Annotated in this window: 16 protein-coding genes, 3 rRNA genes and 1 pseudogene; 19 read left to right on the forward strand and 1 reads right to left on the reverse strand. The window is 51.8% G+C overall.

Going from position 1 to position 26,414, the window contains the following annotated elements:
• Nucleotides 1-128 precede the first annotated feature (128 nt).
• The 14 genes and pseudogenes from BSEL_RS02890 to tsaD all read left to right on the forward strand — a co-directional run bounded on the left by BSEL_RS02890 (nt 129) and on the right by tsaD (nt 17,859).
• A 16S ribosomal RNA gene (locus tag BSEL_RS02890) occupies nt 129-1,695 on the forward strand.
• 267 nt (nt 1,696-1,962) lie between these two features.
• Nucleotides 1,963-4,899: ribosomal RNA gene (locus BSEL_RS02895) — 23S ribosomal RNA — on the forward strand.
• A 99-nt stretch (nt 4,900-4,998) separates the two neighbouring features.
• Nucleotides 4,999-5,115: ribosomal RNA gene (gene rrf, locus BSEL_RS02900) — 5S ribosomal RNA — on the forward strand.
• Together the 16S, 23S and 5S rRNA genes form the textbook arrangement of a ribosomal RNA operon.
• 272 nt (nt 5,116-5,387) lie before the next feature.
• A complete protein-coding gene (locus BSEL_RS02905; protein ID WP_013171508.1) occupies nt 5,388-6,746 on the forward strand; it encodes a cytochrome ubiquinol oxidase subunit I in 1,359 nt (452 codons plus the stop codon).
• Nucleotides 6,746-7,765, forward strand: a complete 1,020-nt coding sequence (gene cydB / locus BSEL_RS02910; RefSeq protein ID WP_013171509.1) for a cytochrome d ubiquinol oxidase subunit II — start codon at nt 6,746-6,748, stop codon at nt 7,763-7,765. Before BSEL_RS02905 ends, cydB begins: the two co-directional genes overlap by 1 nt.
• Before the next feature lie 4 nt (nt 7,766-7,769).
• Nucleotides 7,770-9,494 (forward strand): thiol reductant ABC exporter subunit CydD, encoded by a 1,725-nt coding sequence (gene cydD / locus BSEL_RS02915; RefSeq protein WP_013171510.1) that lies wholly within the window; start codon nt 7,770-7,772, stop codon nt 9,492-9,494.
• Nucleotides 9,487-11,199, forward strand: a complete 1,713-nt coding sequence (gene cydC, locus BSEL_RS02920; RefSeq protein WP_013171511.1) for a thiol reductant ABC exporter subunit CydC — start codon at nt 9,487-9,489, stop codon at nt 11,197-11,199. The genes cydD and cydC overlap by 8 nt, the downstream gene beginning before the upstream one ends.
• 271 nt (nt 11,200-11,470) lie before the next feature.
• On the forward strand, nt 11,471-12,604 hold the full coding sequence (locus tag BSEL_RS02925; protein WP_013171512.1) for a trans-sulfuration enzyme family protein: 1,134 nt from the start codon (nt 11,471-11,473) through the stop codon (nt 12,602-12,604).
• Nucleotides 12,605-12,673: 69 nt separating this feature from the next.
• Nucleotides 12,674-13,672 carry a thiamine-phosphate kinase gene (thiL, locus tag BSEL_RS02930; protein ID WP_013171513.1) on the forward strand — a complete coding sequence of 333 codons (999 nt, stop codon included), beginning with the start codon at nt 12,674-12,676 and terminating at the stop codon, nt 13,670-13,672.
• 15 nt (nt 13,673-13,687) lie between these two features.
• Nucleotides 13,688-14,149, forward strand: coding sequence for a tRNA (adenosine(37)-N6)-threonylcarbamoyltransferase complex ATPase subunit type 1 TsaE (tsaE, locus tag BSEL_RS02935; RefSeq protein ID WP_013171514.1), 462 nt, complete (start codon nt 13,688-13,690; stop codon nt 14,147-14,149).
• Entirely contained in the window at nt 14,146-14,862 is a 717-nt protein-coding gene (tsaB, locus tag BSEL_RS02940; RefSeq protein ID WP_013171515.1) for a tRNA (adenosine(37)-N6)-threonylcarbamoyltransferase complex dimerization subunit type 1 TsaB, read from the forward strand. Before tsaE ends, tsaB begins: the two co-directional genes overlap by 4 nt.
• Complete coding sequence (gene rimI / locus BSEL_RS02945) at nt 14,843-15,313, forward strand: ribosomal protein S18-alanine N-acetyltransferase (protein WP_013171516.1); 471 nt, start codon at nt 14,843-14,845, stop codon at nt 15,311-15,313. The genes tsaB and rimI overlap by 20 nt, the downstream gene beginning before the upstream one ends.
• Before the next feature lie 230 nt (nt 15,314-15,543).
• Nucleotides 15,544-16,440: pseudogene (gene iscB / locus BSEL_RS02950) on the forward strand (RNA-guided endonuclease IscB); the annotation flags it as partial.
• A 384-nt stretch (nt 16,441-16,824) separates the two neighbouring features.
• Nucleotides 16,825-17,859 (forward strand): tRNA (adenosine(37)-N6)-threonylcarbamoyltransferase complex transferase subunit TsaD, encoded by a 1,035-nt coding sequence (tsaD, locus tag BSEL_RS17350; RefSeq protein ID WP_083769626.1) that lies wholly within the window; start codon nt 16,825-16,827, stop codon nt 17,857-17,859.
• A 637-nt stretch (nt 17,860-18,496) separates the two neighbouring features.
• Here tsaD and BSEL_RS02955 read toward each other — a convergent pair.
• Nucleotides 18,497-20,425, reverse strand: coding sequence for an ABC-F family ATP-binding cassette domain-containing protein (locus BSEL_RS02955; protein ID WP_013171518.1), 1,929 nt, complete (start codon nt 20,423-20,425; stop codon nt 18,497-18,499).
• 150 nt (nt 20,426-20,575) lie between these two features.
• Here BSEL_RS02955 and moaC point away from each other — a divergent pair, with 150 nt between their 5' ends.
• The 5 genes from moaC to BSEL_RS02980 all read left to right on the forward strand — a co-directional run bounded on the left by moaC (nt 20,576) and on the right by BSEL_RS02980 (nt 26,412).
• Nucleotides 20,576-21,064 carry a cyclic pyranopterin monophosphate synthase MoaC gene (gene moaC / locus BSEL_RS02960; protein ID WP_013171519.1) on the forward strand — a complete coding sequence of 163 codons (489 nt, stop codon included), beginning with the start codon at nt 20,576-20,578 and terminating at the stop codon, nt 21,062-21,064.
• A gap of 21 nt (nt 21,065-21,085) precedes the next feature.
• Nucleotides 21,086-21,721: a redox-sensing transcriptional repressor Rex gene (locus BSEL_RS02965; protein WP_013171520.1), complete on the forward strand. Its 636-nt coding sequence runs from the start codon at nt 21,086-21,088 to the stop codon at nt 21,719-21,721.
• Between the two features lie 188 nt (nt 21,722-21,909).
• Nucleotides 21,910-23,316, forward strand: coding sequence for an MDR family MFS transporter (locus BSEL_RS02970; protein WP_013171521.1), 1,407 nt, complete (start codon nt 21,910-21,912; stop codon nt 23,314-23,316).
• A gap of 22 nt (nt 23,317-23,338) precedes the next feature.
• Nucleotides 23,339-24,331, forward strand: a complete 993-nt coding sequence (locus BSEL_RS02975) for an ABC transporter substrate-binding protein (RefSeq protein ID WP_013171522.1) — start codon at nt 23,339-23,341, stop codon at nt 24,329-24,331.
• Nucleotides 24,331-26,412 carry a sensor histidine kinase gene (locus BSEL_RS02980; protein WP_013171523.1) on the forward strand — a complete coding sequence of 694 codons (2,082 nt, stop codon included), beginning with the start codon at nt 24,331-24,333 and terminating at the stop codon, nt 26,410-26,412. The genes BSEL_RS02975 and BSEL_RS02980 overlap by 1 nt, the downstream gene beginning before the upstream one ends.
• Nucleotides 26,413-26,414 lie beyond the last annotated feature (2 nt).

The raw sequence follows: 26,414 nt of genomic DNA on the forward strand, positions 1-26,414 counted from the left end.
TATTTTGACCTTTGAAAACTAAACAAAAACCAAGCAAAAAAAGTGGGATATATGAATAAGATATCCCGTCAATTAAAATCCAGTGTTTTCATCGATACTGGTATGATGCTAGCGCATCAAACTCAACTTTATTGGAGAGTTTGATCCTGGCTCAGGACGAACGCTGGCGGCATGCCTAATACATGCAAGTCGAGCGCAGGAAGCTTTCTGAAGCCTTCGGGTGGACGGAAGTGGAATGAGCGGCGGACGGGTGAGTAACACGTGGGCAACCTGCCCTGCAGACCGGGACAACCTCGTGAAAATGAGGCTAATACCGGATGACCATTGGCACCGCATGGTGCCGATGTAAAAGAGGGGATTCGTCCTCTCACTGCAGGATGGGCCCGCGGCGCATTAGCTAGTTGGTGAGGTAAGGGCTCACCAAGGCGACGATGCGTAGCCGACCTGAGAGGGTGATCGGCCACACTGGGACTGAGACACGGCCCAGACTCCTACGGGAGGCAGCAGTAGGGAATCATCCGCAATGGGCGAAAGCCTGACGGTGCAATGCCGCGTGAACGATGAAGGTTCTCGGATCGTAAAGTTCTGTTATGAGGGAAGAACAAGTGCCGTTTGAATAAGGCGGCACCTTGACGGTACCTCACGAGAAAGCCCCGGCTAACTACGTGCCAGCAGCCGCGGTAATACGTAGGGGGCAAGCGTTGTCCGGAATTATTGGGCGTAAAGCGCGCGCAGGCGGTCTCTTAAGTCTGATGTGAAAGCCCACGGCTCAACCGTGGAGGGTCATTGGAAACTGGGAGACTTGAGTGTAAGAGAGGAAAGTGGAATTCCACGTGTAGCGGTGAAATGCGTAGATATGTGGAGGAACACCAGTGGCGAAGGCGACTTTCTGGCTTACAACTGACGCTGAGGCGCGAAAGCGTGGGGAGCAAACAGGATTAGATACCCTGGTAGTCCACGCCGTAAACGATGAGTGCTAGGTGTTAGGGGTTTCGATACCCTTAGTGCCGAAGTTAACACATTAAGCACTCCGCCTGGGGAGTACGGCCGCAAGGCTGAAACTCAAAGGAATTGACGGGGGCCCGCACAAGCAGTGGAGCATGTGGTTTAATTCGAAGCAACGCGAAGAACCTTACCAGGTCTTGACATCCTCTGAACATCCAGGAGACTGGACTTTCCCCTTCGGGGGACAGAGTGACAGGTGGTGCATGGTTGTCGTCAGCTCGTGTCGTGAGATGTTGGGTTAAGTCCCGCAACGAGCGCAACCCCTGATCTTAGTTGCCAGCATTCAGTTGGGCACTCTAAGGTGACTGCCGGTGATAAACCGGAGGAAGGTGGGGATGACGTCAAATCATCATGCCCCTTATGACCTGGGCTACACACGTGCTACAATGGATGGTACAATGGGTTGCGAAGCCGCGAGGTGAAGCCAATCCCATAAAGCCATTCTCAGTTCGGATTGCAGGCTGCAACTCGCCTGCATGAAGCCGGAATTGCTAGTAATCGCGGATCAGCATGCCGCGGTGAATACGTTCCCGGGCCTTGTACACACCGCCCGTCACACCACGAGAGTTTGTAACACCCGAAGTCGGTGAGGTAACCTTTTGGAGCCAGCCGCCGAAGGTGGGACAGATGATTGGGGTGAAGTCGTAACAAGGTATCCGTACCGGAAGGTGCGGATGGATCACCTCCTTTCTAAGGAGACTTGCTGGAAACCTCCGGTTTTCAGATAAGCTCAACCTTTTTACTTTTGCCTCTGGTTTTTTGTTTAGTTTTGAAGGGTTAAACACTCTTCAGGTTTTTGTGACCTTTGAAAACTGAATAACGAAATGACGAAACATCATGAATCACCGGTGAATCAACTATTTGAAACCTATTCAGATAGAGAGGAACCGAGTGTCTTGAATTCAAACGTTAAGGTTAAAACGACGCCAAAAGAAAGTCCGTCGCAAGGCGGAAAATGGTTAAGCAAGAAAGGGCGCACGGTGGATACCTTGGCACTAGGAGCCGATGAAGGACGGGACGAACACCGATATGCTTCGGGGAGCTGTAAGTAAGCGTTGATCCGGAGATTTCCGAATGGGGGAACCCACCATCCGTAATGGGATGGGATCCATACCTGAATCCATAGGGTAATGGAAGGCAGACCCGGGGAACTGAAACATCTTAGTACCCGGAGGAAGAGAAAGCAAATGCGATTTCCTGAGTAGCGGCGAGCGAAACGGAATCAGCCCAAACCGAAAGGCTTGCCTTTCGGGGTTGTAGGACACTCCATTGGAGTTACAAAGAGAGAGCGTAGGTGAAGCGGCCTGGAAAGGCCCGCGGGACAAGGTAACAGCCCTGTAGCCGAAACGCCCTCTCCTCCGGAGTGGATCCTGAGTACGGCGGGACACGTGAAACCCCGTCGGAATCCGGGAGGACCATCTCCCAAGGCTAAATACTTCCTAGTGACCGATAGTGAACCAGTACCGTGAGGGAAAGGTGAAAAGCACCCCGGGAGGGGAGTGAAACAGATCTTGAAACCGTGTGCCTACAAGTAGTTGGAGCCCGTTAATGGGTGACAGCGTGCCTTTTGTAGAATGAACCGGCGAGTTGTGATCACGTGCAAGGTTAAGCTGAAGAGGCGGAGCCGCAGCGAAAGCGAGTCTGAACAGGGCGAATAAGTACGTGGTTGCAGACCCGAAACCAGGTGATCTACCCATGTCCAGGGTGAAGTTCAGGTAACACTGAATGGAGGCCCGAACCCACGCACGTTGAAAAGTGCGGGGATGAGGTGTGGGTAGGGGTGAAATGCCAATCGAACCTGGAGATAGCTGGTTCTCCCCGAAATAGCTTTAGGGCTAGCCTCGAGGGAAGAGTATTGGAGGTAGAGCACTGATTGGACTAGGGGTCCCCACAGGATTACCGAATTCAGTCAAACTCCGAATGCCAAATACTTATCCTCGGGAGTCAGACTGCGAGTGCTAAGATCCGTAGTCAAGAGGGAAACAGCCCAGACCATCAGCTAAGGTCCCCAAGTATACGTTAAGTGGAAAAGGATGTGGAGTTGCTTAGACAACCAGGATGTTGGCTTAGAAGCAGCCATCATTGAAAGAGTGCGTAATAGCTCACTGGTCGAGTGACTCTGCGCCGAAAATGTACCGGGGCTAAACGTATCACCGAAGCTATGGCTGAACACCGCAAGGTGTTCGGGGTAGGGGAGCGTTCCAGAGGCTGCGAAGCATGACCGGAAGGACATGTGGAGCGTCTGGAAGTGAGAATGCCGGTATGAGTAGCGAAAAGAGGGGTGGGAATCCCCTCCGTCGAAAGCCTAAGGTTTCCTGAGGAAGGCTCGTCCGCTCAGGGTTAGTCGGGTCCTAAGCCGAGGCTGAAAAGCGTAGGCGATGGCAAACAGGTTGATATTCCTGTACCACCACGTTTCCATTTGAGCAATGGGGGGACGCAGGAAGATAGGGTAAGCGCACCGCTGGTCGTGTGCGTCGAAGCAGTGAGGCTGGTTACGAGGCAAATCCCGTAACCGTAAGGTTGAGCTGTGATCGCGAGTGAAATTACAGTAGCGAAGTTCCTGATTCTACACTGCCAAGAAAAGCCTCTAGCGAGGAAACAGGTGCCCGTACCGCAAACCGACACAGGTAGGCGGGAAGAGAATTCTAAGACGCGCGGGAGAACTCTCGTTAAGGAACTCGGCAAAATGACTCCGTAACTTCGGGAGAAGGAGTGCTCCCCAGGGTGAACAGCCTGGGGGAGCCGCAGTGAATAGGCCCAAACGACTGTTTATCAAAAACACAGGTCTCTGCGAAGCCGCAAGGCGAAGTATAGGGGCTGACACCTGCCCGGTGCTGGAAGGTTAAGAGGTGGGGTTATCCTTCGGGAGAAGCTCTGAATTGAAGCCCCAGTAAACGGCGGCCGTAACTATAACGGTCCTAAGGTAGCGAAATTCCTTGTCGGGTAAGTTCCGACCCGCACGAAAGGTGCAACGATTTGGGCACTGTCTCAACGAGAGACCCGGTGAAATTATATTACCTGTGAAGATGCAGGTTACCCGCGACAGGACGGAAAGACCCCATGGAGCTTTACTGCAGCTTGATATTGGATTTTGGTACAGCTTGTACAGGATAGGTAGGAGCCTTGGAAACCGGAGCGCCAGCTTCGGTGGAGGCATTGGTGGGATACTACCCTTGCTGTACTGAAATTCTAACCTCGAACCGTGATCCGGTTCAGGGACAGTGTCTGGTGGGCAGTTTGACTGGGGCGGTCGCCTCCTAAAGAGTAACGGAGGCGCCCAAAGGTTCCCTCAGAATGGTTGGAAATCATTCGCAGAGTGCAAAGGCATAAGGGAGCTTGACTGCGAGACATACAAGTCGAGCAGGGACGAAAGTCGGGCTTAGTGATCCGGCGGCACCGTATGGAAGGGCCGTCGCTCAACGGATAAAAGCTACCCTGGGGATAACAGGCTAATCTCTCCCAAGAGTCCACATCGACGGGGAGGTTTGGCACCTCGATGTCGGCTCGTCGCATCCTGGGGCTGAAGTAGGTCCCAAGGGTTGGGCTGTTCGCCCATTAAAGCGGCACGCGAGCTGGGTTCAGAACGTCGTGAGACAGTTCGGTCCCTATCCGTCGCGGGCGTAGGAAATTTGAGAGGAGCTGTCCTTAGTACGAGAGGACCGGGATGGACACACCGCTGGTGTACCAGTTGTTCCGCCAGGAGCATCGCTGGGTAGCTACGTGTGGACGGGATAAGTGCTGAAAGCATCTAAGCATGAAGCCCCCCCTCAAGATGAGATTTCCCATCACTTCGGTGAGTAAGATCCCTCAGAGACGATGAGGTAGATAGGTCACGTGTGGAAGCATAGCGATATGTGGAGCTGAGTGATACTAATCGATCGAGGGCTTAACCAAAGGTTAAGCGAAGTTTATTAACACATGAAGGACAGACACGGATTCATGATCCCGTCATATGCGTTATTCAGTTTTGAGTGGTTACACTCAATTTCATAGTCTGGTGGCGACAGCGAAGAGGTCACACCCGTTCCCATGCCGAACACGGAAGTTAAGCTCTTCAGCGCCGATGATAGTTGGGGGCTGTCCCCCTGTGAAAGTAGGACGTCGCCAGGCAATTAAACCATCTCTCTGATTGTTCAGGGGGATGGTTTTTTGTGTTTAATGAACCTGTTCTTGGTCCGGTGGTTCTCAACGGAGACTGGTGACGCATAAGGTTGATTAGAACCATTCTAATACTTGAAACACATACACAAAATGTGCGAAAAAATGTCACAAACATTTCACAGGGACCTCATTTTCCCTGCACATTTTTCGAATATAATAAAACCTGTACTAGAATTGATACAAACTAATAAAAAGACTAATGTTTTGGGGAGGGGTCAATTATGCTGGATGTGTTATTGTTGTCACGCCTGCAGTTTACGTTTACAGCGGTTGTTCACTACATATTCATACCGCTGACGATCGGGCTGGCAGTCTTTATCGCGTACATGGAATTCCGCTATTGGCGAACGAAAGATCCATTGTACGACAAAATGGCGAGATTCTGGACAAAGTTATTCCTGATTAACTTCGGGGTCGGGGTTGCAACGGGGATTACGATGGAATTCCAATTCGGAACAAATTGGGCGGCTTATTCCAGGTTTGTCGGGGACGTATTTGGAGCACCGCTTGCAGCTGAGGGCGTATTTGCCTTCTTCCTGGAGTCAACGTTTATCGGACTTCTCGTTTTTGGACGCGATAAAATTTCGCGTGGAATGCGTTTCTTTGCAGCACTCATGGTTGCAGTGGGAACGAGCCTGTCAGGTTTTTGGATTATAGCTGCCAACTCGTGGCAACAGACGCCGCAGGGCCATATTATCAATGAAGAACTGAACCGTGCCGAAATGGTAAGTTTTGCAGAGGTCATCTTTAATCCGTCCACGATGGTGCGTTATCTGCACGTCATGGAAGGGGCCTTTATTACGGCGGCGATGTTTATCGTAGCCATCAGTGCATACTTTATCATTAAGAAAAAGAATCTGCCTCTTGCCAAACGCTCGATGAAAATGGGGATTGTCGTTGGACTTGTTTTCAGCGTGCTTCAGGCTTTTTCAGGCCACTCTCATGCTCAGCTTGTTGGTGAAACGCAGCCTGAAAAGCTGGCAGCCTATGAGGCCCATTGGGAAACAGAAGCGAACGCACCGCTTTTATTATTTGCGATTCCGGATCATGAGAATGAACGGAACCGATTTGAAATCGGCATTCCGGGTATGCTCAGTTTCCTGACCTATGATGACGTCAATGCAGAAGTGACAGGGCTGAAGGAGTTTGCTGCAGAGGACCGCCCACCGGTTCTCGGCAATTTCATCGCATTCCGTGTCATGGTGACAGCGGGGATAATTCTGATTGGATTCTTTATGGTCATGGCCTGGCAGTGGCGTAAAGGAAATCTCTTTGAAAAAGAGAAACTGATGAAAACTGCATTTTGGATGCTTCCACTGCCATACATCGCGAACACAGCGGGGTGGATTGTGGCTGAATGGGGCCGGCAGCCTTGGGCCGTCTTTGGTGTCCTCAGAACAGAGGATGCCGTGTCTCACCTGACGGCAGTGGAGGTAATGATCTCCCTTGGCCTGTTTATTGCCATATACAGTTTCCTGGTCTGGCTTATGGTCTATTTAATGAAAAAAGAAGTACGCAAGTTTGATATGGAGACATCCATGAAACACCTTGATCATCCGAAGGAAGGGGAGTCAGCCTGATGGACTTACAACTGATCTGGTTTATACTGTTGGCCGTTCTGATTATCGGTTACGCCGTGTTGGATGGATTCGACCTTGGGATAGGGACTCTCTTCTATCAGCTTGGGAAAACAGAAGAAGAGAAACGCACGTTAATCAATTCAATCGGTCCTGTTTGGGATGGCAATGAAGTCTGGCTTTTAACGGGTGGTGGCGCACTGTTTGCGGCGTTTCCGTTCGTTTATGCCACGGTTTTCAGCGGTTTTTATCTGGCAATGATGGTCGTGCTCTTTGGACTGATCTTCAGAGCGGTCGCCGTTGAGTACTACTTCAAATGCTCGGACGACCCGCCGATGCAGCGCCTCATGGGGAAGCTGTTTATGATCGGGAGCCTTCTTCCTGCCCTGCTCTTTGGTGTGGCAATGGGGAATCTCGTCATCGGCATTCCGATGGATCAGAACATGAACTACACGGCAACATTCTTCCACTTGCTTCACCCATACGCTTTACTGATCGGCGTGATCGGGCTTGTCGGTTTCCTCCTTCAGGGGACGACGTATACAATTCTGAAAACAGAAAATGCCCTTCAGCGCCGTGCGATAAAATTCAGTAAGCTGTTTGTGATGGTTCTTGGCGTGCTGTGGATTCTCGGTACGGTTGCTACAGTGATTTTTGCGCCGCATATGTTCACAAACTTCACCAATCAGCCATTGCTCTTCGTCTTCCCGCTATTGACGGTTGTGGCGATAGTGCTCATCCCATTCTTTATGTATCAAAAGAAATACATGGCTGTCTTTTTGTCTAGTTCGGTCATCATCACCTCCAAGCTCCTGACCTTGGCGGGTGGATTGTTTCCGAATCTGGTTACCGGTGCAGATCCGGCAACGAGCCTGACGATCTATAATGCATCGTCCTCGGAGTATACGTTGACGGTGATGCTGATCATTGCCTTGATCGGTATGCCGGTCGTGATTGGATATACTGCCTTTATTTACTGGCATTTCCGCGGCAAAGCAAGCCACGAACGGGCAGGCTACTGATCCGATGATGAAAAAAGAACTGAACAGGGAAGCATTCGCTCATAAACGGCGAATGTTTCTTCTTGTTCTTTTTACCGTTTTGTCAGGGGCGGTCATTATTGGGCAGGCGTTTACCATTGCGACCTTTGTCGATGCCGTGTTTCTTCAGGGAGAAGCGGTACGTGATGCTGCATGGCTTCTTGCGCTTCTCTTTGCGCTTTTTGTCGCAAGGGTCCTTCTGAGCGATCTGCCGTTTCGGATCGGCATCCGTATCGCCAAGGATGTCAAAGACGGGTACAGGAAGCGTCTCGCAGAGGGAATGCGGACTTCAGAGGAAGCGGGAGACGTAACCGGGAAAAGGGTCAGCCTCTATATGGACGTCGTGGATGAGATGGACAGCTATTTCAGCACCTATTTGCCACAGCTTGTCCAGACGATGATTGTCCCGGTTATGATTCTTGTGACCGTGTTTACGCAGAACATCTATTCAGGCATCATCATGCTCGTTACCGCTCCGTTGATTCCGGTCTTTATGATTCTGATCGGCGGTCACTCTGAGAAAAAAGCCGGCGTGCAGATGGCGAAACTGCAAAGCTTCTCCGGCCATTTTCTCGATACACTCAGAGGTGTCATGACCTTGAAGCTGTTTGGGCGTACGAACGTACAGCGGGGAGTCATCAAAGAAAAAAGTATCGCATTTCGAGAGGCGACGATGGATGTGCTGAAGATCGCCTTTCTGTCGGCACTGATGCTTGAAATCCTTGCGACGATTGCGACAGCCATGATCGCCGTTGAGGTTGGGCTTAGACTTGTATTCGGTCATTTAGCCTTTCAGACAGGGTTCTTTGTGCTGTTAATGGCACCTGAGCTGTACCTGCCTCTTAAAAATCTCGGGGCAAGCTTTCATTCCGGTCGAAACAGCATTGCAGCAGCAGAGAAACTGCATGGGCAATTTGAAGAAGAGGGATCGAATGTATCGTGGGGTGAGAGAACGTTTCAACCAGTTCGTCCACCAGCCGTCGACATTCGTCATCTTACGTATATGTACCCGGGCGGGCACCAGGGGATCAGACAAATCTCCACGGCCATTGAGGGGCCTGGCCTGTTTGCGATTGCAGGAAAAAGCGGCGCCGGCAAATCGACGCTTGTCAACCTCCTTGCCGGACTCATGGACAGTCAGGATGGAGACATTCTTATCGATGGACACAAGAGAGAAAGCTATACGGAGGTTTCGTGGTTCAACGCCGTCGGCTACGTCTCACAAAAGCCGTATCTGTTTGCAGGTACCATGAGGTCCAATATCGTCATGGGCAGAACGGATAAGACGGAGGAGGAGATTCTTGAAGCCGTGCATGCCGCCGGTCTCTCAGAGGTCGTCAGTCAGTTACCCAAAGGTCTTGACACGGCAACGGGCGAACAGGGAGAGGGCTTTTCCGGGGGCGAGAGGCAGCGAATGGCCCTCGCGAGGGTGCTGCTTCACCGGCCGAAGCTGATTTTTTTCGACGAGCCGACGTCCGGGCTTGATGTGGGAACCGAACGGCGGATGAATGACACGATCGTCCGTCTCAGTAAGGAAGCAACCGTGATCACAATCGCCCATCGCACCAGTACGTTGCAAGAGGCGGGGCGGATTTTGCTCCTTGAGAACGGAAGTCTCATTGCACAAGGGTCTTTCGATGATCTCGTTGCAAAGTCAGAGGTATTCAGAGGCATTGTTGGAATCAGCGGGGGAGGTGAGCGGGATGCGTGATATCAAGCCGGTATTGAAACTGATGCTTCTTGAGAAAAAAGAAGTCCTTCTCGCAGCACTCCTTGGTTTTCTTGCGGCAGGAGCCTCTGTCGGGCTTTTGGCATCGAGCGGCTTTCTTATTTCAAGCGCTGCTCTTCAGCCGCCGCTCTATACACTGACGGCGTCGATTGTTCTCGTGCGGTTTTTCGGTCTGTTGAGAGCAGGAAGCCGCTACGGAGAGCGGTACTTCTCCCATAAGGCAACGTTTACGATCTTGAGCCATATCAGAACACATTATTTTGATCAGGTCGTCGCACGTATTCCAGGGCTGTTCCGTTCAAAACGGAGCGGGGATCTACTCAGCCGGATTACGGGGGATGTGGAGAATTTGCAGTTTTTCTTTCTTCGTGTTGTTTACCCGCCGGTTGTGATGGTACTGGTGTTTCTTGCCACAATTTTTTTTGCATCGCTGTATTCGTTTTATGCAGCCGTGCTTCTCTTTACCGGTTTCATTTTGACCGGAGGGGTAATTCCTGCCTGGTTCGCTTGGAAGACGAGGCAAAAAGCAGGCCGCGTCCGGGAAACCCGTGGTGCATTATCGACGGAAGTGACGGAATTCATGACGGGATACCGGGAACTGAAGATACACGGACAGACAAAGGTGAAGAGTGAAGACGTGCAGAGCCTTGCGAAGGCGTACACGTCCTTGCAGCAGGATGAACAGCATCAGCTTGCCGGAAGTGAATCCGTCAATATCTTTGCCGGCCTTATGATCACCTGGCTGATCGCTTTCCTGGCCGCGCTGGAGGTGCAAAACGGTTCGCTCGACGGCGTATGGCTTGCGGCGATGATTCTCGTATCCCTCTCGGTCTTTGAATCGGCGAATCCGATGGCATCATTTCCGAAGAATTATGAGTCGGGACGTCAGTCTGCCGAGCGGCTGTCACTGTCAGAAGGAGACGCGACGGACCAGAATGGCCAGCAGGGCCAGGCACTTTCTGACGCGATTGACACCATAGCATTCAAAGACGTGTCGTTTTCTCACGAAGGATCAGAACGGTTCGCCCTGTCTGAAGTAAGTGCATTATTTAAACGGGGACAGCGGACAGCCATTGTCGGAGCGAGCGGATCCGGAAAGACAACCCTGATGGAGGTACTTCTTGGCATCCACATGGCCGATAGGGGGGACGTGCTCGTCAACGGGCAACGTCTCGGTGACCTCGACCTTGACTCCTGCTGGTCACAGTTCAGTTTTTCATTGCAGGATAATCATTTCTTTTACGGAAGTATCCGCGAGAATCTTGAGGTGCCGGGAACGGGTGCAGCGGATCAGGAGATGACGGATATCCTTGAACGACTGTCGCTCAGTCACCTCACACTTGATGATCAGTTGGAAGAAGGGGCGGGGAATCTCTCCGGGGGTGAACGTCAGCGACTCGCTCTCGCCCGGGCATGGCTTCGAAACGGAGCTGTCTGGCTTCTTGATGAACCGCTGTCGGCACTTGATGCGAATACGTACGATAAGGTAATAAAGGAAGTTTTTGATGTGAGTGCGAAGAGCATGATGATTCTGATCACGCATCAGCTCAGGGGGCTTGAACAGATGGATCAGATCCTTGTGATGGATCAGGGCCGGATTGTGGAACGGGGCAGCTATCACGATCTCATGGCACAAAAGGGCTGGTTTTATGCCCTGCATGAGGTGGACAAACAAATGATCGGATAAAAGAAAGAGGCCATGGGCACCTGATGTGTCCATGGCCAAATGATTATAAAGTGAAAAAGGGGGAATCACTTTACAGCTTAACTGCCTTTTTTATCGGCTGTATATACAATGTAACAGATGAATGTTAAGAGAAGTTAAACGTGAGATTACGATTTCATGAAGTCGGGGCCGGATGTCTGTAACAAAACGGGAAACGGATTCGTGCAAGATACTAAGAAGGGCCGTTCTGTGGTAGTATTAACTCATTACAGTAGCAAAGAGGTGCATAGTCGTGAAATTCAGAACAGATAATGTGCATTTGAAAAAGGCACAAACATCAGGAGAATACAGCAAAACGACCCCGATCTACCAGACGTCTGCCTTCGCATTCAAAGACATTGACGACATGGAACAGTATTTTAACGGTGATAAATCGTATCTTTACACGCGCATGGGCAATCCGAATACGGATGAACTCGGACAGGCTGTCGCGGCTCTTGAAGGGGCAGAGGCCGGTGTGGCGTCCTCTTCGGGGTTATCTGCGATTCTTGCCGGTTTTTTGAGTGTGGCAAAACCGGGTGACCATGTCATTGTCGCAGAAGATCTGTACGGAGGCACGTTTCAGCTGATCAACGATGAGATTCAGGGACTTGGGATCCGTGTCACGTTTATGGATATGACGAACGTGAAGGACGTCGAGGCTGCGATTACGGCCGATACGGTCATGATTTATACCGAATCGATTACGAACCCCCTTCTTCGGGTCGAGGATCTCGAAGGGATCTCGGCACTCGCGAAGGCGCATGATCTGAAGCTGATGGTGGACAATACCTTTGCCACGCCTTACCTGATTCGTCCGCTTGAGAATGGCGCGGATCTCGTCGTGCACAGTGCGACCAAATACATCGGCGGGCACAGTGATGTGACGGCCGGTGTCATTGTCGGCGGGGAAGCATTGATCAGTGAGGCAAGAAAGAAGATCGTGACACTCGGAAGCAATCTCGGGCCATTTGACAGCTGGCTTGCGGTGAGAGGGCTGAAGACGCTGAGTCTCCGTATGCGGGCGCAGTGTGAGAATGCGCAAAAGCTGTCAGACGCACTGAGGCAAACGCAAGGGATAAAGAAGGTGTACTACCCGGAACATGCGTCAGACAGCGGAAACGGGGCCGTCGTCACGATCGATCTGGAAGACGGACTTGACGTGAATGCCTTTACGAGAGCACTGGACTGGGTCAAAGTGGTGCCGACACTCGCAGGTGTGGAAACAACGGTCTCCTATCCGGAAGGAACCTCTCACCGGGCCCTGACGCCGGAGATGAGAACGAGACTCGGCGTGACGCCGCAGATGATCCGGATTTCCGTCGGGATTGAGGATCCTGACGATATCGTAGGGGTTTTCGTGAACGCGGTGGCGGCTATCAGGTAAGTACAGCTGTTATGAAGCGACTGAGTTTGATATAATATGGTTCGGTTAACGTTTGGACGGTGATAGACAGTGGATAAAGAATTTGCGTGGATTGCATCCATCAGGCAAAAACGGATGCTGTCAGAAGATGTGGAGCTTGGCATCGGTGATGATGCGGCCATCGTCCGGGTTCCGGACGGGTACGATCAGGTGCTGGCTGTCGATACGATGGTTGAGGATGTTCACTTCTCAAGGGCGACGATGGCCCCCGAGGATATCGGGTATAAGGCCCTCGCCGTCAATATCAGTGATCTTGCTGCGATGGGGGCTGTGCCAAAACAGTACCTTGTATCCCTTGCAGTGCCCAAACAGGGCTGGCCGGATGAGGAGACAAGACGGATCTATGCCGGACTTGAGGAAGCGGCAGCGCTGTACGGGATGGACCTGATCGGCGGGGATACCGTATCCACTGCCGATAAGCTGGTGATCTCGGTTACGGTGACAGGGATTGTCGAAACGTCGGTACGCCTTTTAAGGGCAAATGCCAGGCCGGGTGATGTAATCGCGGTGACGGGGCCACTCGGCGCGTCACTGGCAGGGCTTGACCTGCTTCTTGATCAGACGAATGGTGTGCCTGTTCCGGAAATGGATCAGGATCAGCTCATCCGTTCACATCAGCGTCCGGTTCCTCAGGTGAAAGCGGGGCGGCTGTTTGCGGAACTCGGGATTCGCGCGGCACTGAATGACATCAGTGACGGGATCTCGAGAGAGGCGAAGGAAATTGCAGAAGCAAGCGGTGTCCGTATGGTTCTTGACTGGAAGCGGATCCCGAAGCCTGATATTCTGGCGTTGTTTGATGAAGAGAAGCAAAAAGATTGGGTTCTTCACGGCGGAGAAGAGTTTCAGCTTGTCTGCGTATTCAGTGGCAAACACTGGCGGGATGTCTGTCTGCTCGCCGAACAACATGGGATTACCATAAGCCCGGTAGGCATGGTCGAAGCAGGAGAACCGGCGGTCATTCTGATCGACGGGCAAGAATCGGAAACACTCACGAAAAGCGGCTATGACCATTTTCGTGACAGAGAGTAATGGGAGGGAAACAATATGGCTTTGCAGCGGAAATTCATGGTGCACAGTGTGGATGAAACCCGGGAACTGGCAGAAAAGCTTGCGGGTAAGCTTACACCTGATACGGTTCTGACCCTTGAAGGAGACTTGGGGGCAGGTAAAACAACGTTTACTAAAGCGCTGGCAAAGGCGCTGGGTGTCGAAGGTACGGTGAACAGTCCAACTTTTACGATCATGAAAGAGTACGTTGGCACGATGCCTTTTTATCACATGGATGCCTACCGGATCGAAGACGAGGGTGAGGATTTTGGCCTCGATGAGTATTTTAACGGCGGCGGAGTGACGGTGATTGAGTGGCCATCGATGATTCAGAGTCAGCTCCCTTCCTCGAGAATTGACATGACCATTATTTACAGAGGTCCGGACACCCGTGAGATTGTTCTTGTGGGAAATGGCAGGGACTACATTCAGGTTGTAAAGGAGTTAAGCGGAAAATGAATGTTTTAGCCATTGATACTGCGAGCTATGTATTGGGTGTCGGTCTTCTGAAAGACGGAAAGCCCCTTGGCAGTATCGTGACACACGAAAAGAAAAACCATTCGCTCAGGCTCATGCCTGCGATCCGGAGCCTGTTTGAAGAGGTTGATATGACGCCAAAAGACCTCGACAGGATCGTCGTCGATCACGGTCCCGGCTCATACACGGGTGTGCGGATTGGGGTAACGACAGCGAAGACGATGGCGTACAGCCTGAATATCCCCGTTGTCGGGGTCTCGAGTCTCGAAGCCCTCGCAGCAAACGGGTCCCTCTTCACAGGTGAGACCGTACCGTTCTTTGATGCCCGCAGAGGCCAGGTGTTTACCGGTCTGTACGAGCAAGGGACATCAATACTTGAAGACCGGATCATCATGCTTGATGAATGGCTTCAGATCCTTTCAGAGCGGGATACGCCCAAGTATCTCTTCATCAGCCCGGATGCCATGCAGCACCGGACACTGATTGAGTCTGCCCTTGGCGAGCGGGCTGTGATGGCCCCAGCGCCTTCTGAAATCGTCCGCCCTGAGGCGCTTGCCCTTATCGGCATGACGAAGGAAGCGGATGAATCCGTTCACGGATTCACGCCAAACTATTTGCGACTTGCAGAAGCCGAGTCGAAGTGGCGGGAAGCCAATCCTGGGAAGGTGAAGACGTATGGCGGATCAGGAAACTGAGAAGGCGGGCGTCCGTATCCGGTTTATGGATGTAACGGATCTCGACGGTGTCCTTGAGCTTGAGAACCGCACGTTTTCAACACCATGGAGCCGGGATGCGTTCTATAATGAAATCGTGAAGAATCAGTTTGCCTATTACACGGTGGCAGAGTCCGCAGAAGGTGCCATCGTCGGTTATTGCGGCCTCTGGGTGATCATTGATGATGCCCATATCACCAACATCGCCGTCGATCCGGAGTGGCGGCGGGAGGGAATTGGTGAGCGGATGATGAGTGAAGCGATGGCCTTCGCGAAAAAACGCGGCGCCGAGCGGCTTTCTCTCGAAGTCCGGGTATCGAATACCGCCGCTCAGGCCATGTACAGGAAATACGGCCTTCAGGACGGCGGGATCCGTAAGCAGTATTATACGGATAATCAGGAAGATGCATTAGTAATGTGGGTGAGGTTATAAGGTCAACAACCCAACGACTAAAGTCGTGGGCTTGTAAAAGCCCCTGTTGACTAGCCTAAGTCTTTCGAGGACTACGTTGGATCGGTCAAGACACCTTACGGTGCGGATTCTAGCTGTAAGCCCTGTCGCTTGTGATTAAAAGTCCGAACGGGTTGTGGGCGGTGTTGCAAGCGTAAAAGCCTTTCCAACATTGGCGAAGAATACCTGACTCCTGAAAGGAGGTACACGTTATGTTCGTGTACGTATTAAACAAAAACGGCGAACCTTTAATGCCGTGCAAACCGAGAAAAGCACGATTATTGTTGAACGAAAAGAAAGCAAAAGTTGTGAAGCAAACCCCTTTTACGATCCAACTGCTTTACGGTTCAAGTGGCTACAAACAGCCTGTTTCATTGGGTGTGGATGCCGGAACCAAGCACATCGGATTCAGCGCAACGACGGAGAAAGACGTGTTATTTGAAGGTGACGTTCAACTGAGAACGGACATTCAGGATAAACTGGCAACAAGACGGCAGTACCGACGATCAAGAAGAAGCCGAAAAACAAGGTACAGACAACCGAGATTCGACAATCGAAAGAAAGAAAAAGGATGGCTTGCCCCTTCCGTGCAACATAAAGTGGATTCGCATATCCGTTTTGTTGAAAAAGTCCATGCGTTGTTGCCGATCACAACAATAACAGTTGAAGTGGCACAGTTTGATATTCAGAAAATCAAAAAGCCTGAAATCGAAGGGGAAGGCTATCAACAAGGCGATCAGTTTGGGTTTTGGAACGTCAGGGAGTACGTGTTTTTCAGAGACAACCATCGTTGTCAGCACTGCAAAGGGAAATCGAAAGACAAGATACTGAATGTTCATCACATCGAAAGCCGTAAGACAGGCGGTGACAGCCCTGACAACCTCTTAACGTTATGCGAAACGTGCCACAAGAAGATTCACCGTGAAGGACTTGAACATTTATTTCAGCGAAAACGTACACCTTTGCGTGACGCTTCACAGATGGCGGTCATGCGTTGGTTTATCTACAACGGGCTGAAAGCCCGCTATCCTGATGCGAAGCTGACGTATGGTTATCTGACGAAGAATACCCGCATAGAACACAGCTTAGAGAAATCTCATGCTGTCGATGCCCGTTGTATCAGTGGTCATCCGACGGCAAAACCAAGCGAAGCCACGTATCAGTACAAGCAGGTTCGCAAGAACAACCGGCAATTACACAAGACAACGATTTTAAAAGGCGGGATTCGCAAGGCAAACAAAGCGGAACGTTTCGTGAAAGGTTTCCAATTATTCGATAAGGTGCTTTGCGAAGGGCAACCCTGCTTCATTTTCGGGCGACGAAAAACAGGGTCGTTTGATTTGCGATTGCTCGATGGCACAGTTATCAGCAGGGGGAAAAGTTATAAAAAAATAGCGTTAAAAGAAAAAGCCACGTCGTGGCTTGTTGAAAGGAGTGAAACCGTCCACAGGAAACCCCCGAATTCATTCGGGGGTTTCCTGTGGACGTATCTTATGAAGAATCAGACAGAAGGCCTGATACTGGCCATTGAAACGAGCTGTGATGAGACCGCAGCCGCCGTCATTAAAAACGGCAATGCGATTCTGAGTAACGTGGTGGCTTCGCAGATCGACAGTCATAAACGCTTCGGCGGCGTTGTGCCGGAGATCGCATCGAGACATCATGTGGATCAGATGACACTGACGATCGATGAAGCGATCCATCAGGCCGGGGTGACCCTCGAGGATCTCGATGCCATTGCCGTCACGGAAGGACCGGGGCTCATCGGTGCACTTCTCGTAGGCGTGCATGCGGCTAAAGCGCTATCGTTTACGCTCGGGATCCCGCTTATTGGTGTACACCATATCGCAGGGCATATCTACGCGAACCATCTGACAGAACCTTTGACATACCCTCTCGTCTCACTCGTCGTTTCCGGCGGGCATACGGAACTGATCTACATGGAAGCGGACGGGACGTATGAACTCATGGGGGAGACCCGTGACGATGCCGTAGGTGAGGCGTATGACAAAGTCGCGCGGACACTCGGCCTCCCGTATCCCGGAGGTCCGCAGATTGACCGCCTTGCGAAAGAAGGGGAGGCCACCATCGACCTGCCGAGAGCCTGGCTCGAGGAAGGGTCTTTTGATTTCAGCTTCAGCGGATTGAAGTCCGCGGTGATCAACACCCTTCACAATGCCAAACAAAAAGGACAGACGATACCGATGGCGGATCTGGCTGCGAGCTTTCAGGCAAGTGTCATTGATGTGCTTGTGGATAAGACGATCCGGGCGGTGAAGGAGCGCGGGGTGGACAGACTGGTCATTGCAGGGGGAGTTGCAGCGAACAGCGGCCTTCGGGAGGCCTTGATGGCGGCCTCTGAAGAAGCCGGCATCCGTCTGACCATTCCCCCGATCCATCTCTGTACCGATAACGCCGCCATGATCGGTGCAGCGGCGTTTGTTCAGTACCGGCGCGGTGTATTCAGTGATGACCGGATGAACGGGAATCCGGGTCTTGAGCTTAAGACCGTAACTAAAGCGGAGTAACGCTCTCCGTACCATAAGAATGAGAAAAACCGGCTTCGTGTATCGTTCACGGAGCCGGTTTTGTATCATCTGGGGCATCGTATGTTGCTGTTCTGTGTATAACTGATGTATGCAATCAGCAAAGTTGTGGATAACATTCAGAAAATTGAAAGGGTATACACGAGTTATACACAGTGTTATCCTCATATTCACAAGCGATGTGCGCATATGTCAAGGCCTTTTTTGAACAAATCTGCGATTTTTGTCCGTTAATTCGCTCTTGCACGAACAACTGTCAATGGTCAATAGGGCTTGTTTATAACACTGTGGACAGTCTTATCCACAGTGTTGTGGATACTGTGTGTAAACGGCTTACAATGCGGATGGAACAGGGTGTGGATTGTGAACAAAAAATCTGTGGATAACTTTGTCAAAATGGGGATAATTCGCTCAGGTGCGTTCATAACAAGTAAAAACGGTGGATAACTCTGTGGGTAATGTGGATATGTCGACGATTTGTGCATAATTTCATCTTGACAGCAAGAAGAAAAAGCGTATGGATGTCCGAACCTGTGCATAACCTCTCCGCTTTATTGAGGATCCGGACACAACGAAAAAAAGAAACCCTTTTTTGAAGGGTTTCCCGAATGCCGTACTGTTAATCCTGCAAAGCTTCCCATTCATCCATCAGGGTTTCGAGCGCGTCCTGAAGCGATTCGAGCTCGGTTTGGAGTCTTGCGGACTCTTCGTGATCCTGAAAGACCTCAGGTTTGATTAATTCGCTTTCGATCTCTTCCACACGGCTTTCATGTCCTTCGACGGTGCTTTCGATCTCTTCGATCCGGCGAAGGCGCTGCCGCTCGGCCTTTTGGGCTTCTTTCTGTTGCATGAATCCGGACTTACCCTGGGCGTCTGCTGCGTGTGAGTCCATATCCGGCCTTGCTTCATTCCGTTGGTCTTCCTCCAACTGGAGGAAAGCGGCCTGTTCCTCTTTTTTCTCCTGGTAATAATCATAATCCCCAAGGTACGTCGTCATGGCGTCAGAAGACAGTTCAATGATTTTTGTAGCCATGCGGTTAATGAAGTACCGGTCATGGGAGACGAACATGAGCGTCCCCGGATAGTCAATCAGTGCATCTTCAAGGACTTCCTTGCTGTCGAGATCGAGGTGGTTGGTCGGCTCATCGAGAATCAGGACGTTCGGTTTTTCCATCATCAGTTTGGCGAGTGAGAGTCTCGCTTTTTCTCCCCCGGACAGATCCATGACGGATTTGAGGACCTCGTCACCGGTAAAGAGAAAGTTCCCGAGGACAGTGCGGATCTGTTTTTCAGGGAAGAGGGGATAGTCGTCCCAGAGCTCATGCAGGACGGTTTTCTTCGGATTAAGACCGGTCTGTTCCTGATCATAGTACCCGATCTTGACGTTGCTTCCGTAACGGACACCGCCCCGGAGCGCCTCGAGACTGCCGGCAATGGTTTTCAGGAGTGTCGTCTTGCCGATCCCGTTTGGCCCGATAAGGGCGACACTCTCTCCGCGCGTGATGGTAAAGCTCACGTCACTCACAAGTGGTGTGTCGCCGTAGCCGATGGCGAGCCCGTCGACCATCAGGACGTCATTGCCGGTCTGGCGCTCAATGTCAAAGCGGAATTTCGCCGATTCATCTTCACTAACCGGTCTGTCGAGGCGCTCCATTTTTTCGAGTTTTTTGCGGCGGCTTTTGGCCCGGTTACTCGTGGAGGCCCTTGCAAGATTACGTGCGACGAAGTCTTCGAGCTTTTTGATCTCTGACTGCTGTTTGTCGAATTCTTTCATCTCAAGTTCGAGGCGGGCTGCTTTTTCATCCAGGTAATGCGAATAATTGCCGGTGTACTTGTACGTTTGATGAAACGTGAGTTCATAGACCGTATTGACGATCCGGTCGAGAAAGTAACGGTCGTGGGAGACGATCAGGAGCGCGCCGCTGTAACCGCTCAGGTAGCTCTCGAGCCAGGTCATCGTGTCGATATCGAGATGGTTTGTCGGCTCATCGAGTATAAGCAGCTCCGGTTTTGAGAGAAGCAGTTTGCCGAGTGCGAGTCGGGTCTTCTGACCGCCGCTCAGTGAACGGATCGGTGTGCTGTAGTCAAAGCTGCTGAAATTGAGGCCTGAGAGAATACTGCGAATATCCGCTTCATACTGAAAGCCGCCGCGGTCGCGAAAATCCTGAGAGAGCTGATCGTAGTCCTGCAGAATTTTTTCGTATCTCGGATTCGACGGGTCACTCATCTCCTCTTCGAGGGAGCGCAGTTTTCGTTCCATCTGTCTGAGGGCGGAGAAGACCGTCATCATTTCATCCCAAATGGAACGATCGGTATTCAGGCCGCTGTCCTGGGCCAAATAGCCGACGTTCACCTCTTTTGGAATCATGAGCGTGCCGTCATCATGGGTCAGCTCACCGGCGATAATCTTCAGGAGGGTCGATTTCCCCGCCCCGTTTCGACCGACGAGAGCAACTCGTTCATTGGACTTCACTTCGAGCTTTACCTGGTTTAAAATCGTATCGGTACCGAACGATTTATTGAGTTGGGAACATTGCAAAACGATCATCTGTCATTCATCCTCTTTAGCGCGTCTTTTTCCGTATTCACAACGCTAGTTTACATGAACAGGCTGACTGCTGGCAACTTTTCCTCAATCAACGGTGCAGTTTGTGAATAAATAGTGTACAATAAGGGCAAGGAATGAGGAGGATTGAATATGGAGTCATTTACACACTTTAATGAACAGGGCCGGGCGAAGATGGTGGACATTTCCGATAAAGAGGAAACGGTCCGTACTGCAGTTGCAAAATCAAGTGTACTTGTGAACAAACAGATCTATGAAGGCATCCAGTCGGGCCACATGAAAAAAGGAGATGTCCTGGCCGTTGCCCAGGTCGCAGGTGTCATGGCGGCGAAGAATACGGCGCAGCTGATCCCCATGTGTCATCCGCTGTCACTGAGCGGCGTGGATATCGCTTTTGACTGGAAGGAAGAAGGATCATCGCATCGCCTACATATCCGCGTTGCAGTAAAAACAAAAGGCAGTACCGGGGTTGAAATGGAAGCGTTAACATCGGCGAGTGCGACTGCGTTGACGGTCTATGACATGTGCAAAGCGGTGGATAAGGGCATGGTCATCGGTGAGACGTATCTTGAAGAAAAGACAGGCGGGAAGAGTGGCGATTTTAAACGGGCAAGTGAATAGTTGATTGGGAGGTTGTGTGACATGGAAATCGATCAGGCAAAAATTCCGCAGGCAACTGCAAAGAGACTACCGTTGTACTACAGGTTTTTGGAAGGCCTGCAGGCTTCAGGGAAACACCGGGTGTCATCGAGTGAACTGAGTGAAGCGGTCAAAGTGGATTCGGCAACCATCAGAAGAGACTTCTCCTACTTTGGTGCTCTCGGCAAGAAAGGCTACGGCTATAATGTGAATTATCTTCTCTCGTTCTTCCGTAAGACACTCGATCAGGATGAACTGACAAAGGTAGCCCTCGTAGGGGTCGGGAATCTCGGAACGGCATTTTTAAATTATAATTTCAGCAAGAGCAATAATACGCGCATTGAAATGGCGTTTGACGTCGACCGTTCTAAGGTGGACCAGGTTTACGGCGACGTGCCGGTGTATCACTTTGATGATATCGAGGAGAAAATCGGCGACATCGAGGTCGTGATTCTGACGGTACCGTCTCAGGCGGCCCAGGGCATTACCGATCAACTCCTTGAATGCGGGATCAAAGGGATCTTGAACTTCACCCCTGCAAGGCTGACGGTTCCGGATGACATCCGGGTGCACCATATTGACCTGTCTGTGGAGCTTCAGTCTCTGATTTACTTCCTGAAGCATTATCCACTCAAATAATCAAAGCGATCAGACGGATCCGGCGGGAGAATGAATAACCTGCCGGATCCCGCTTGCTTTCAGGGGAGATGTTGCACATTCAGGCGGTTGGAACTTCCGCAAACGGATCGGGATTGTGATATGATAAGATCAGCGAATCCTTCGGTATGCGAAGGATCCTTCGAATTAATCCGAAATCAGGTGAAATCATGTTTACAAATATTCCCCTCAAGTGGCTTGTCGTCATTACCGTTCTGACCGGCACGTTTACGGTCATCCTCAATAACAGTATGCTGAACCCCGCTGTTCCTTATTTTATGCAGGTATTCGATGCCGATGCTGTCAGCGCCGGCTGGGTCATCACCATCTTTATGGTCGCAATGGGCATGTCGATGCCTCTGACGGGCTATCTCGCAGATAAATTCGGCAAGAAGCAGGTGTACATCGCAGGCCTGCTTCTCTTTGTGACGGGGTCGGTTCTCGGATCCATGGCCTGGGACATCAGCGCCATCATTCTCTTCCGTGCCCTGCAGGGCGTCGGAGGCGGGATGATCATGCCGCTGTCAATGGTGCTGATTTTCGACGCGTTCCCAAGAGAAGAACGGGGTCTCGCAACAGGGGTGTGGGGAGTTGCGGCCATGCTCGCACCGACGATCGGCCCGACTCTCGGGGGTGTGATTGTGGAACTCGGTTCCTGGCAGTGGCTGTTTCTTGTGAATATCCCCACGGGGCTGTTGGCCGTCTTTTTTTCACTGAAGTTTCTGCCGAAGGCCGTCAAAGTGACGGATATCCGTCTGGATAAGAGCGGATTCGTGACGGTGACGATAGGTGTCGGGGCGATCCTCTTTGCCCTCGGGCGGATGAATGAGCTGAGTCATTTGTATAATCCTGTGAACCTCGGCCTCATTGCAGTCGGGAGTCTGTCGCTCTGGCTTTTTGTCAAAATTGAAGCCAAACAGGATCAGCCTCTCCTCGACCTGTCCATTTTCAAGATCAAAGCTTTTACATACAGTGTCATCATCGCCATGGTCGGCTCGATCAGCCTGTTTGGCGGCATTTTTCTCATTCCGCTTCTCGTGCAGAATGTGTACGGGTACGGCGCGATTGTCACGGGGCTCAGTTTTCTTCCGTCAGCCCTCATGATGGGTCTCTTTATGAATATCGGCGGTCGCATGCTCGATGTCCGCGGCCCGACCCTGGCAGCGGCAGGGGGCCTGATCATTCTGAGCGTATCCACCGGGGCGATGGGCTTTTTGACGATGGGCACTTCTCTTTGGCTCGTGTTTTTGTTAAACGGACTCCGGGGCGTCGGCCTGGGTCTCAGCAATATGCCGTCGACGACAGCGGGAATGAACTCGATTCCTGAGAAATTCGTTTCAAGGGGTTCTGCGATGGGGAACGTCATCCGTCAGATGAGTTCAGCGCTCGGGATTGTCTTTGTTTCGATTTATTTTGAAGTCAGACGTGCACAGATTATGGTGAACGGCGGCATGGACATTGAGAGCGCGAGCCTGTCGGCCATTAATGAAGCTTTTGTGGCATTGGCACTCATTACGCTCATTACGGTGCCGTTAGGGTTTAAACTGGGGAGAGAATATCAGCAGAAAGCAGGCTGATCGTGTGGAAAGGATGAGCGTGATGCGAACCGTGTTTGTCATTACCGGCTTAATGCTTCTGGCAGCCGGACTGTTTTGGTATACGGAATCCCTGCAGGCGGATGAGCCTGCTCATCTTGGCGTGCTCCTGACGGAAAGCAGCCGGCTCGACAAGCTTGAGGGGATCGAAAACGGGCTCCGTGATCTCGGGTTTCACGTGGAAGATGATCTGGTGTTTCATGTGTACGAAGAGGAAGAAGATACCGATGCGCTTATGGCCATGGCCAGAGAGATGCTTGAAGCGGACTACGACCTGATTGCAGCCTTTGGCGGGATCGAAGCCCAGGTGCTTGACGTGGCGATGGAAGAAACGGGCCTGTCGACACCGGTCGTCTTTGTCGGTATGGCGGCTCCCCTTGATACAGGCCTCATCGAAAGCTATGAACGGCCGGGGACGATGTTTACCGGCGTGGCCAATCATCACCTGAATCTGTCGGCGAAACGCCTTGAGCTCTTCACCGATGCACTCCCGGAGATGGATGAGGTGATTGTGCTTTACAATAAAGAGATCGATATCAGTAACCGCTCTTGTGACGTCACCCGGGAGGCAGTGGAAACCCTTGGCATCGAGGTGGTGCCGTTTGACGTCGGAACGGAGCTTGATCTCACCGCTTTAGCGGATCTTGCAGGTGAGAACACGGGCCTTTTGACACTGCCGAGTTTCATCATCGAAGGCATGACCGGGGAGCTCGCGGACTTCAGCAGGGCGCATGATCTTCCTGTGATGGGGATTTATGATGACGAAGTGGCGGAAGGCTTTCTGATGGCCTATGGCTCATCCTTTTATGATCAGGGCTATCAGGCAGCGAGGCAGATCAGTCTGATTCTTGGCGGAAATGAAGCATCGACGATTCCCGTTGAGCTTCCGGACAGGCTGTTGTTTCAGGTGAACCGGGATACGGCAGCGCATATCGGGGTTTCCCTTGACCGGGATGTCATGCGTCTGGCCGATGAGGTGAAGGGAGGCGGAGACTGATGAGAAAGAAGATGCAGTCCATTCGAAATAAGGTTCTCTTCTTCGGCCTGCTGATGACGATCATTCCCCTTGCCCTCATTTCCGTTTACTACATTCAGAATATGGCTGACTATGTGGGAGAAACCGGAGAAGAGATGCAAAAAATGCGTCTTGAGCATCTTGCGACGGATATCCGCTCTGAGATCCGTCAGGTGATGGATCAGCTCGATGTCCTCGCGTCGCTTGAGCGGCCTGCTGAGATGAAGGGGCCTTTTTATGAAGTGCTGAGCAGTCAGGACGCCATTGATACCCTCGTTGTGATCGACCGGGACGGGGTCCTTTTGAGTCAGGTGGCCAGGCATACGCTGAATCATGCCGACACAGGTGATACCTGGCCGGTCCAGGCAGACTCGGGCGTTACCCCGGACGCAGGTGAACCGGTGATATCGGATGTCCTCGTGAACGAGTATGGTCAGCCGTATATGCAGATGATTGCGGAAACCGGAACGGATGGGCTCAGGATTGGCGCAACGGTTCAGCTTCAGAAGCTGATCGGGAACGTCTCCTCCTATCAGCTCGATGATGAAGCGGTGATTTATCTTGAGGATCCGTCCAATCAGGTCATTGCCCATCAGGATTATTCCAAGCTGTGGCAGCCGAGCACCGAGGAGACGGCGCAAGGTATTGAAATCCGGACGGAGATCGACGAAGTGCAGTGGGAGCTCGTCATGGAACAGCCCCGGCGCGAAGCGCTGTCCCCGGTGTTTGACATGATGCGCAGGGGCGGGTTTACCGCGACGGTGATGATCCTGTTCGGCAGTGTCATCAGCGTCTTTGCCGGGCTCTATTTCGTCAAGCCGATTGAAACCCTCCAACAGGGCATGCGGCGGATGAAGACGGGCTACTGGCCGGAAGCGATGCCGGTGGAGAGGCAGGACGAGTTCGGTGAGCTGACCCGGGCCTTCAATGAGATGAACGAGACCATTCAGGAAAAGGAACAGCGGCTCAGACAGGAAAAGGAACGCCTCGATATCGTCGTGAATTCGATGGATGCCGGGCTTGCCGTTGTCCGTAAAGACTATTCGATTGCGTGGATGAACCCGAAGCTTGAAGGATGGATCGGCGAGAGGCGTGAGGTCCCCTGCTTTCAGCTCTTTCATGATCAGGATGATGCCTGTTATGCGTGTCCGCTCCGTGACGAGGTGACGTATGACAAGATGGATGAAATCATGACAAGAAAGGACCGTTCAGGAGCGGAGCGGATTTACCGTCACAGGGTGTTCCCGCTTAATTATACCCTCGAACAGGACGAGGAGGCCCTGATCGTCATGGAGGACATTACGGAAGAGAAGCAGATGGAAGAGAAGATCATCCAGACGGATAAGCTGTCGGCTCTTGGCCTGATGGCGTCGTCCTTTGCCCATGAAGTCAATAATCCGCTCGCTTCCGTGCAGATCTATGCGGAAGATTTGAGTGACCGCCTGACAGAAGATGAGGCAGAACTTCTTGAAAGTGGCGACATGGCCCATTACCTGCAGGTCATCCGCAAGAATATTGACCGATGCAAGACGATCACGGGCAATCTTCTGAACTTCTCCCGTAAAGAGAACTGGGAAGAACGGGATATCCGCGTCAGACAGGTCGTCGAGGAGAGCCTTGTCCTGATGAATCATTCCCTGAACAAACAGGGTGTCGACGTCACGGTCACAGAAGAAGAAGGACTGCCTGCGATTCGCGGGGACGCGTTAAAGCTCAGTCAGGTGTTCGTGAACTTCATTCAGAACGCCATTGATGCCATGGCCGGCAAAACGGCCCCCGCTCTGTCGATCCGTCTGTATCAGGAGGGGCAAGATCTCCTGGTGGACGTGGCGGATAACGGCAGCGGGATCCGGCCGGAAGATCTCGATAAATTGTTTGATCCTTTCTTCACATCGAAGCCGACGGGAAAAGGCACGGGTCTTGGCCTGTCGGTCTGTTACGGGATTATTAAACAGATGAACGGCGTACTTGAAGTGGAGAGTGAACCGGGGGAAGGAGCGGTATTCCGCGTCCGGCTCCCTGTTCCTCAGAAAGAAACGAATCCTGAACATGGGGAGGTGTAAGG

Source organism: [Bacillus] selenitireducens MLS10 (assembly GCF_000093085.1).
GTDB classification, from domain to species: domain Bacteria; phylum Bacillota; class Bacilli; order Bacillales; family Salisediminibacteriaceae; genus Salisediminibacterium; species Salisediminibacterium selenitireducens.